The sequence below is a fragment of the Variovorax sp. RCC_210 genome, assembly GCF_041355175.1.
Taxonomy (GTDB): Bacteria; Pseudomonadota; Gammaproteobacteria; order Burkholderiales; family Burkholderiaceae_C; genus Variovorax.
The window spans coordinates 86776-96086 of record NZ_JBFUPJ010000013.1 but is presented as its reverse complement, the minus strand read 5'-3'; the positions used below and the strand labels follow the sequence as shown (position 1 = coordinate 96086).

Here is a 9311-nt window from a genome sequence, read left to right as displayed (position 1 = left end):
GTGGTGAACCGATGAAGAAGAAGCTGTATGCGATGACAGGCGCCTTGAGATCCGCAGGCGCAGTACTGGCGCTGGCTGCAGGCGTTGCCACCGGCGCGCAGGCCGGCAGCGTGCTGCGTCCGGGCCTGTATGAAGGCCTGATGCTGGCGCTCGATGGCGGCGGCAACGTGAGCGGCGCCTTCGCGCAGCAAGGCAGCTGCAGCTTCCGCATCGCGGGCCGGCTCGGCTCGCAGACCGTGGCCGAGGTTCGCACCGTCAACGGCTCGGCACCCGCCATCGAAGGGCGCGTGACCGCCGGCACCGGCAGCGTCACCCTCGCCCTGCCGGGCGGGCAGCAATTGCCGGGCTGCGGCAACGTGCTGCCGCCGTTGATCGACAAGGGCCTGGAGCTCGACCTCACGCACAAGGCCGCATGGCGCCACCTGGTCGGCGTGACGGCCGACAAGACGGCGCTGCGCAAGTCGCCCACCGACGCGGGGCGCGCCTATGTCGTGCGCGGCGACGTGCTGGGCGTCGTGTCCGAAAAGGAGGAGCTGCTCGAGGTCGACTTCGTGAGCGCGAGGGGCGGCGTGGTGCGCGGCTGGATCGCGGCGAAGGACGCGAAGGCGATCAAGCCGTAGTGCGTAGTGCCGTAGTAGCTCCGTGCAGCTCTGTGTAACCCCACGCTATCCTCCGCCCCATGGCCGTCTCCGCATTCGTCGTGAAAGTGCCCGCCGCCGAGCTGCTGGCCGCAGACCTGCGCCGCCGCTATGACGCCACCGTGGCGCTGGGCGTGCCGGCGCACATCACGGTGCTGGTGCCGTTCATGGACCCGGCGCTGGTCACCACCGACGTGATCGAACGCGCGGCGCGCGTGCTGCAGCGCACGCCTTCGTTTTCGTTCACGCTGGGCGGCGTCGGGCGCTTTCCGGAGACCGCGTACCTCGCGCCCGAACCAGCCTCGCCCTTCATCGCGATGACGCTGGCGCTGGTGCAGGCCTTTCCCGGTTTTCCGCCGTATGGCGGCGAGCACGAAGGCGTAGTTCCACACCTTTCCGTGGCCCATGGCGATGCGCGCCATGCGGAAGAAGCCGCCACGGAGCTGCGTGCGCGGCTGCATGCGTCAGGCCCCGTGCACGCGGTGTGCACCGAAGTCACGCTCATCGAAAACACGAGCGGCCGCTGGCAGGACATGCATGTCTTCAAGCTGCCGCAGGCCGGCGACTGACCCATGCCCAACGTTCTCTTCATCTGCAGCCGCAACCAGTGGCGCAGCCCCACCGCCGAACAGCTCTGGCGGCGCCATCCGCAGGTGTCGGCGCGCTCCGCCGGCACCAGCCCGAACGCGCGGCGCAGGGTGTCGGTGGACGACATCGAATGGGCCGACGTGATCCTCGTGATGGAAGAAAAGCACAAGTCGCGGCTGGTGGCCGAGTTCACGCGCATGCTGGCGCACAAGCCCGTTCATGTGCTCGACATTCCGGACGACTACAAATACATGGACCCGGAACTGGTCGACGAGCTGCAGCGCTCGGTGCCGTCCATTCTTGGAATCGATTGACGCCCATGCCAGAGATCTACATCAGCACCGACGTCGAGTCCGACGGCCCCATTCCGGGCCCGCACTCGATGCTGAGCTTCGGCTCGGCGGCGTACACGGCCGACAAGCAACTGCTCTCCACCTTCAGCGCCAACCTGCACACCCTGCCCGGCGCCCAGCCCGACCCCAAGACCGCCGCCTGGTGGCAGACCCAGCCCGAGGCCTGGGCCGCCTGCCGCACCGACCTGCAAGACCCGGCGCACGCCATGAAGAACTATGTGGGCTGGCTCAAGGGCCTGCCGGCGCGGCCGGTGTTCGTGGCGTACCCGGCGGGCTTCGACTTCATGTTCGTCTACTGGTACCTGATGCGCTTTGCCGGCGAGAGCCCGTTCAGCCATTCGGCGCTCGACATGAAAACCTTCGCCATGGCCATGCTGAAGCTCGACTACCGCGACAGCACCAAGCGCGCCATGCCGCGCCGCTGGTTCGACAAGCTGCCGCACACGCACGTGGCGCTGGACGACGCCATCGAACAAGGCGCCCTCTTCTGCAACATGCTGGCGGAGAGCCGCGCGGCCGGGCAGGAGGGGCAGGACGTGCAGGGGGTGCAGCACGTGCAAGGCACCCAGCCATGACGGGCCAGCGCATTCGCCGCTGGTGCAGCAAGCTCGCGCTGTGCACGCTGCCGCTGCTGCTGGCGGGCTGCGTGCAGTCGATGTTCTATTACCCCGACGACGTGCGCTACGAAACCCCCGACGCGCTGGGCGTGCGCTACGAGCCGGTGCAGTTCACCAGCGCCGACGGCACGCGGCTGAGCGGCTGGTTCCTGCCCGCCGAAGGCCGCGCGAACCCGAAGGAGGCCAAGGGCACGGTGGTGCACTTCCACGGCAACGCGCAGAACATGAGCACGCACTGGCGCTTCGTGGCCTGGCTGCCGAAGCAGGGCTACAACGTGCTCGTGTTCGACTACCGCGGCTACGGCCAGTCCGAAGGCAAGCCCGAGCCCAAGGGCGTGTTCGAAGACGCCAACGCCGCGCTGGACTACGTGCGCACGCGCGCCGACATCGACCCCGAGCGGCTCTTCGTGTTCGGCCAGAGCCTGGGCGGCACCAACGCCATCGCGGTGGTGGGCTCGGGCAACCGCGCGGGGGTGAAGGCGGCGGCCATCGAGTCGACCTTCTACTCGTACTCGTCGATTGCCAACGACAAGTTCAAGGGCGCCGGGCTGCTGGTGAGCGACACGTACGCGGCGTCGAACTACGTGGCGGCGGTGTCGCCCATGCCGCTGCTGTTCATCCACGGCACGGCCGACCAGGTGATTCCGCTGGCGCATTCCAGGCGCCTGTTCGCCGAGGCGCGCGAGCCCAAGCGGCTCATCGAGGTGCCCGGCGCCGGCCACCTGGAGCCGATGACGGGGCAGCGCTTTGGCCATGCCTACCGCAAGGCGCTGACCGACTTCTTCGACGCGGCCCTGCACCCCCTGCAGCAATGACGATGAAACATTTCGACGAAGCCGCCACCCGCGCCCCGCTGGGCTTCGAGCGGCTGGTGCCTGCCTTGCGCACCGCCTTCGCGGGCCAGGCCCAGGTGCCGCCCCGGCATGTGCACGGCATCGAGACGGCCGCGCAGGATGGCAGCAGCGACAACGTCAACGACGTCATCAAGGGCACCGTGCTCATCATGCCGGCGTGGAGCGACGCGGGCTTCCTGGGCATCAAGACCATCAACATCTTTCCCGGCAACAGCGCGCGCGGCCTGCCGGGCCTGCATGCGACCTATGTGCTGTACGACGCCCGCACCGGCGTGCCGCTGGCGCTGATGGACGGCAACGAGATCACCGCGCGCCGCACGGCGGCCGCGTCGGCGCTGGGCGCGTCGTTTCTCGCGCGGCGCGGTGCACGCCGCCTGCTGGTGCTGGGCACCGGCCGCATCGCGCGCATGCTGCCGGCCGCGCACGCGAGCGTGCGGCCCATCGACGAGGTGCGGGTATGGAACCACCGCCCCGAAGGCGCCGAGGCGCTGGCGGCGCAATGGCGCGCCGAAGGCTGGAACGCGCAAGCGGCCACGAACCTGGAAGCAGCCGTGCGCCAGGCCGACATCGTGAGCTGCGCCACGCTGGCGACCGCGCCGCTGGTGCGCGGCGGCTGGCTGGCACCGGGTTCGCACCTGGACCTGATCGGCAGCTTCACGCCCGCCATGCGCGAGGCCGACGCGCACTGCTTCGCGGGCGCGCGCACCTTCGTCGACACCGACGAGGCGCTGCAGAAATCCGGCGACCTGCTCGACGCCATGGCCGCCGGCACGCTGCGCGCGCAGGACGTCCAGGGCACGCTCGCCAGCCTGTGCCGCGCGGAGAACGGCACGGGCCGCGCCAACGACAGCGAGCGCACCGTGTTCAAGGCCGTGGGCAGCGCGCTCGAAGACCTCACCGCCGCGACGCTCGTATGGCAGTCGAGGGACAACCCCTAAGCCTTACGGCTTAGTTCGGGACTACAAAGGGGCCGCGGATGGGCTTTTGCCTACATCCGGATACGTCATGTAGCCAATAGCGTGTGTTTCGCGGCACAGCTATTGTTCTGTGCACTATCGACGAGGGGGCCCACCGCATGCTCAGCACCGAACACAAAGCCAACATCCTGCGCAAGGCCGGGTACGCCGTGCCTGCGGTGCCCGGGAGCGTGGACAGCATCTACCAGACGCCCCAGTGCTGGGGCAAGGCCATCGAGACGCTGTATGTGTCGTATGCCGCCAGCCGCGCGGCGAAGAGCCTGCGCGATGCGGAAGAGGCCCGAATGCTGGCGATGCTTCAGTTGCGTTCGGCCAAGGCCTACGCCTGAGCCGCTGACCGGCTGAGCCACCGAGCCGCTCCCGCGCCTCGCGACGCAGAGGCTCGGCAGGCCTTCAAGCCATCAGGGCTTGCTTCAAGGCTTTCTTTGCTTTTCCGGCGCGTCGTTGCTGCCGCCGCGCGACATCTGGCCCGCCTTCATGGCATCGCGGTTCGCGGCACGGCGCTTGGCCGATGCGGCGCGCCGCTGATCCCGCGTCAGCTTCGGCCCCGTGGTCGGGCGAACCTCGCCTTCCTGTATCTGCTGGCCGCGCGCCGCGGCGGCGCCTTCCATGCGGCGCTCCTTGCGTGCCTCGGTGCGTTCGGCGCGCGTGGTGGGCGCCGAGGGCGTTGCCTTGCCCTGCGCGGGATCGGCTTCGCCGGAAGACTGCGCGAACGCCACCGACACGACCATCATCTGCGCCAGGGCCAGGCATGCGGGCACGAGCATTTTTTTCATCGCGACGACCTTTCAGGGAGTTCCAGCGAGCTGGGAACAAACGGAGAACAAGGAGCCGGCGGCATTGTGGCTACGGCCCCGGCCTTCTGTCCATCACCCTGCGGAGGTACTGCGTGGCTTCACGCTACCGGCTGGCCGCGACCAGCAACATCATCGGCCGCTCCCGCTCCTCGGCCAGCGAGGGCAGCGCGGCCACCTGCTCGTCGCTCGGTCCCCACTCCTGCACATGCTCGATGCGAAAACCCGCTTTCACCAGCGTGTTCAGCAAGGTGCCCAGCGTGCGGTGCTGCTTGACGACGCCCTCGGCCAGCCAGTTCGTGATGCGCGGGCCTTCCGCCTGGTAGCCGTCGAGCGGCCACGACTTGCGCCCTTGCGCGTCGATGTGCCAGCCCGGCGCGCGCGGCGCCATGAAGACCGGATGCTCGATGGAAAACACCAGCCGGCCCCCGGGCACCAGCGCCTGGTGCACCGTGGCCAGCAGGCGCGCGATGTCCTCGATGTAGTGGAACGCGAGCGAGCTGTAGGCGAAGTCGAGCGACTGCGGCGGCAGCGCGAGCGCCTCGAGGTCGGCGCGCACGTATGCGATGGCGTCGTCGGCGCCGAAGGCCTGCGCCTTGGCGAGCATCAGCTGCGACACGTCGAGCCCCAGCACCGACTGCGCACCCTGCGTGCGCGCCCAGCGGCAAAACCAGCCCAGGCCGCAGCCCAGGTCCGCCACGCGCAGGCCTTGCAGCGGCGCCACCAGCGCGCGCAGCGCGGGCCACTCGGGCGCGCCGTCGAGCCCGTGCACCGAGCGCGGCAGTTGCTGGTAGCCCTCGAAGAAGGCGGGCGTGTCGTAGATGTTCTGGGCCATCGATGGAGTCCTTGGCAGTCAGCCTGGCTCCATTATTTCGATGACCCGCGGCCTTCGCCGCCCTCGTTTGCTTTCGCTTGCTTTTACTTGCCCTGTGCCGACTGCAGCACCGGGTTCTGCATGGTCGAGATGACCTTGCTGTTCACGCGCGAGCCGCTGGTCACGTTCTGGTCGGGTGCCGCGGCCGTGGCCATGGCTTCCTGGTAGACCTGGGCCGGGTCGCGTTGCGAGGTGAACGGATCGGCGCCGCGCGAGCCGCGGGTCACGTTCTGGTTGGGCGCGTGGGCCGTTTCGACGGCTTGCTTGTACATGGCTTCGGAATCGGCCGTGGACTTGAACGGATCGGCACCGCGCGAACCGCGGGTCACGTTCTGGTCCTTGGCGTGCGCGGCGGCGACGGCTTCGGCTTCGACGGCTTCGCGCGTGCGTTGCTGCGCGCTCACCGAGGTGACGGAAGTGACGGCGAGCAGCGCGACGGCGGCGGCGAGGGCGAGTTGGGTGGTCTTCATGGTTCGTCTTTTCTGTGAGTTGTCTGACTGTTTGGATGGAGTCCGCCCGGCGATGCGGGAAAACCCTGAGCAAGACTAGTCACGGCAAAAGGCAGATCCGTGACGGCCCCGAGCCGCGGACCGGGCTCTTCGGCGCGCACTGCAGCACGGGCGAATTTCTGATAGCTGCGGTCGTCCTGCGCGTTTAGCCTTTCGCGCGTCTGCTCGACAAACCTCACTGAACACCAGCGAAAGGAACCCAGCACCATGGGACTGTTCGATTTCCTGAAGAAGAAACCCGCCATGCCGGAGACCATCGAAGCCGGCATGGCCTCGCAGGCCGACGACTTCGTCGGCGCGTTCTCGCGGCCGGGCGCGCCCATCGACGGCGCGCGGCTCGACTACACCGCCGCCTCGCTCCCCTTGGTCGACCGCGTGCTCGACGACTTCTTCAAGCAGCAGGCGCCCCTGCCCGACGACCTTCACTTCCTGGCGTCGGCCTATGTGTTCGAAGTGGCGCGCCGCGAGTTCGGCGGGCGCTACCTGCGCGGCGACGAAGACAACCCCTTCGTGCTCGTCATCGGCCAGGGCGATGCGCAGGTCGGCGTGTGCGTGATGGGCAAGGTGCGCGGGCGTGCCGTGAACGGGCCGGAGGACGACCTGGGTTTCTTCTACGCCGGCATCGCGCCGGCGGTGGCGCGCGGGGTGAGCGCCACGCTGATCTGAAGGCCGCGCTTCGCGATCATGAGCAGCGGCGGACTGCGTAAACCCAGCGCTCAGTCGTCCTTCACGATACGCCAGGACTTGCCTTCGTCCGAAGACCGGACGATCGCGTTGTCCGGCAGGAAGGCAAGCAGCGAGCCATCCGAGCGGTCCACCATCATCTGCCGCACCGCATATGGGCCGGTCAGACCGGGTGATACGCCCGTGTGCGACCAGCTCTTTCCGCCGTCGCGCGTCGTCATCAAGCCCAGTGGTCCCGGCATCACATTGGGCGCGATGGCCGAGACGGCATAGGCGGTCTTCGTGTCCTTGAAGGCGATAGCGAGCACAAAACGGCTGGTGTTCAGGTCGGACCATGTCTTACCTGCGTCCGTGGACAACAGCGTGGTCTTCGTGATCAGCATGGTCTGAGACACCAGCGTGCCGTCGGGCAGCGCGCTCACATCGATCGTCGACTGGCCGTTGCTGACGCGCGTGATCGACTTGCCGTCGCTCATGTGCAGGTCGCCGTTGGGCATCATCACGCCTGCCGCATTCGGCAAGCTGACGACCATCGTGCGTTTCCAGGGCACGTTGATCGACTGCGTCTCCGCGAACTCGCCGACCTTGCGCCACTTGCCTGCGTCCAGGTCCTGTGACACGTAGGCCGACCACAGCCGGTCTCGACGCGAGAAGACGACGACGCTGCCGTCGCTCATGGGCTGCGCCAGTTGGATGAGGCCGTCTTCCGGCGGCACCATTTGCCTCCAGCTCAGGCCCTCGTCCATGGACAGCCGCAGCAGTCCCTCTTCGCCGGCTGCCAGCAGCCCGCCGCGGTAGGGGCGCACAGAAAGCACTTCGCGCCAACTCCCGACGTCAAGCTCTCTCCACCGCGTAGCGCCAGCCTTTTTCCAGAGCACCTTGCCCAGCTTGGCCCCGGCCATGAATTCACCGTCCGCCGTTTGCTCAAGGCCGTTCCACAGCGACGCCCTGCGCTTGGACTCGGACGACAGCGCCGCCCGTCGTTCGAGGTCCAGGGTGGGAACGAAGCCGTGCGTCGCACGGCCGCGCGTCTGATCGGCCAGCGCCGGATAGAGCGTCTCGAAAGTCTTGCGCAGTTCTTCTTCGGGTGGCACATAGGCGACGAAGAAGCGCGTTCCCATGCGCGGCTGGACCAACAGCGTCCCCAGCAGCGTGACCTCCCCCTGGACCACGTCGAAGCTGCCGAACTTCGCGTCGATGGGAAATGTATAGGTCGTGTTGCCCAGCCCGCCCATGGCGTTTTTGATCACGTAGCGCCCCGGAATGACCATGCCGCTGAACACCGCGGTGGTGTACGTGGACTGCCGGGTGCGAACGAGGGTGACGAGATCGCGCCCGGTCTGCTTTTCTCCCGGGCCAAGCACCCGCTCCAGATGAAGGGCCGACAGGGTTTCGGCGGGATCGTTTTCTCCAACGCTGTTGGTAATGAGCTTGACCACCACCGCGCCTTCGTGTCCGGTCAGTGTCTGGTTGGCGGCGATGGGTGCGGTGGTACAGGCGACCAGCGCGACGCATGCGGCAAGCAGGAACAGGTATCGCAGCAAGCGTTGGAAAAGCGGTGCACTCAATCTCACGGAAAACTCCTCGTTGTAATTTCTTTGAAGGCAAGGCAAGGCGAGCAGGCAGGACAGCGGGGCTGTGCACGTGCGCGGCGAAGATACATTTCGCATCGTTTCAAAGCAAGCTCGCACAAGCACCTATCGCGCGGTCACAGCCGGCTGCTACCCGCTGCGCCCGCCTCCTTCGAATAATGCGGCGACGGCCCGCGCGCCCCTGGCAGCGGCGCCGCATTTCAACCTCGTTCGAAGGAGACAACCCCAATGGCTCGCAAGATCCTCATGCTGTGCGGCGACTACGCCGAAGACTACGAAACCATGGTGCCCTTTCAGGCCCTGCTCGCCGTCGGCCACACCGTGCACGCGGTGGCGCCCGACAAGAAGGCCGGCGACTGGGTGCACACCGCCATCCACGACTTCGAGGGCGCGCAGACCTACAGCGAGAAGCCGGGCCACCGCTTCACGCTGAACGCCAACTTCGCCGACGTGAAGCCCGAGGCCTACGACGCGCTGGTCATTCCCGGTGGCCGCGCGCCCGAGTACCTGCGCATGCACACCCGCGTGGTCGAGATTGCCAGGCACTTCCTGGCGACCGACAAGCCCGTGGCCGCCGTGTGCCACGGCGCGCAGCTGCTCGCGGCCACCGGCCTGCTCAAGGGCCGCAAGGTGTCGGCGTACCCGGCGTGCCAGGTCGAGGTGGAGCTGGCCGGCGCGGAGTACATGGGCATTCCGGTGGACCAGGCCGTGACCGACCGCAACCTGGTCACCGCGCCCGCGTGGCCCGCGCACCCGGCGTGGCTCGCGCAGTTCCTGGTGGTGCTCGGCACGCGCATCACGCACTGAACGCCGCGGGCAGCGCTACAGTGC

Annotated in this window: 13 protein-coding genes; 9 read left to right on the top strand and 4 right to left on the bottom strand. The window is 67.9% G+C overall.

Annotated features, from left to right (window positions below; genetic code table 11):
* Positions 1–11 precede the first annotated feature (11 nt).
* The 7 genes from AB6807_RS28900 to AB6807_RS28870 all read left to right on the top strand — a co-directional run bounded on the left by AB6807_RS28900 (position 12) and on the right by AB6807_RS28870 (position 4356).
* Positions 12–620, top strand: a complete 609-nt coding sequence (locus AB6807_RS28900) for a hypothetical protein (RefSeq protein WP_371087256.1) — start codon at positions 12–14, stop codon at positions 618–620.
* A 59-nt stretch (positions 621–679) separates the two neighbouring features.
* Positions 680–1207 carry a 2'-5' RNA ligase family protein gene (locus AB6807_RS28895; protein ID WP_371087255.1) on the top strand — a complete coding sequence of 176 codons (528 nt, stop codon included), beginning with the start codon at positions 680–682 and terminating at the stop codon, positions 1205–1207.
* A gap of 3 nt (positions 1208–1210) precedes the next feature.
* Complete coding sequence (locus AB6807_RS28890) at positions 1211–1540, top strand: low molecular weight protein tyrosine phosphatase family protein (protein ID WP_116909393.1); 330 nt, start codon at positions 1211–1213, stop codon at positions 1538–1540.
* 5 nt (positions 1541–1545) lie between these two features.
* Entirely contained in the window at positions 1546–2154 is a 609-nt protein-coding gene (locus AB6807_RS28885; protein WP_371087254.1) for an exonuclease, read from the top strand.
* A complete protein-coding gene (locus tag AB6807_RS28880) occupies positions 2151–3011 on the top strand; it encodes an alpha/beta hydrolase (protein ID WP_371087253.1) in 861 nt (286 codons plus the stop codon). Before AB6807_RS28885 ends, AB6807_RS28880 begins: the two co-directional genes overlap by 4 nt.
* A 2-nt stretch (positions 3012–3013) precedes the next feature.
* A complete protein-coding gene (locus AB6807_RS28875; protein ID WP_371087365.1) occupies positions 3014–3988 on the top strand; it encodes an ornithine cyclodeaminase family protein in 975 nt (324 codons plus the stop codon).
* A 137-nt stretch (positions 3989–4125) separates the two neighbouring features.
* Positions 4126–4356, top strand: a complete 231-nt coding sequence (locus AB6807_RS28870) for a hypothetical protein (protein ID WP_116909397.1) — start codon at positions 4126–4128, stop codon at positions 4354–4356.
* A gap of 84 nt (positions 4357–4440) precedes the next feature.
* On the opposite strand, the gene AB6807_RS28865 is transcribed toward AB6807_RS28870, so the two are convergent.
* From AB6807_RS28865 to AB6807_RS28855, 3 genes are all read right to left on the bottom strand, one after another.
* Positions 4441–4803 (bottom strand): hypothetical protein, encoded by a 363-nt coding sequence (locus AB6807_RS28865; RefSeq protein WP_371087252.1) that lies wholly within the window; start codon positions 4801–4803, stop codon positions 4441–4443.
* Positions 4804–4927: 124 nt separating this feature from the next.
* Positions 4928–5656 carry a class I SAM-dependent methyltransferase gene (locus AB6807_RS28860; RefSeq protein ID WP_371087251.1) on the bottom strand — a complete coding sequence of 243 codons (729 nt, stop codon included), beginning with the start codon at positions 5654–5656 and terminating at the stop codon, positions 4928–4930.
* A gap of 83 nt (positions 5657–5739) precedes the next feature.
* A complete protein-coding gene (locus AB6807_RS28855) occupies positions 5740–6165 on the bottom strand; it encodes a hypothetical protein (protein ID WP_116909399.1) in 426 nt (141 codons plus the stop codon).
* 246 nt (positions 6166–6411) lie between these two features.
* Between AB6807_RS28855 and AB6807_RS28850 the strand changes: the two genes are divergently transcribed.
* Entirely contained in the window at positions 6412–6870 is a 459-nt protein-coding gene (locus tag AB6807_RS28850; RefSeq protein WP_371087250.1) for a hypothetical protein, read from the top strand.
* A 50-nt stretch (positions 6871–6920) separates the two neighbouring features.
* Here the strand turns inward: AB6807_RS28850 and AB6807_RS28845 are convergent, their stop codons facing one another.
* Positions 6921–8462, bottom strand: coding sequence for a WD40/YVTN/BNR-like repeat-containing protein (locus AB6807_RS28845; protein ID WP_371087249.1), 1542 nt, complete (start codon positions 8460–8462; stop codon positions 6921–6923).
* Positions 8463–8708: 246 nt separating this feature from the next.
* On the opposite strand from AB6807_RS28845, the gene AB6807_RS28840 reads away from it, so the two are divergent.
* Positions 8709–9287, top strand: a complete 579-nt coding sequence (locus AB6807_RS28840; protein WP_371087248.1) for a DJ-1/PfpI family protein — start codon at positions 8709–8711, stop codon at positions 9285–9287.
* Positions 9288–9311 lie beyond the last annotated feature (24 nt).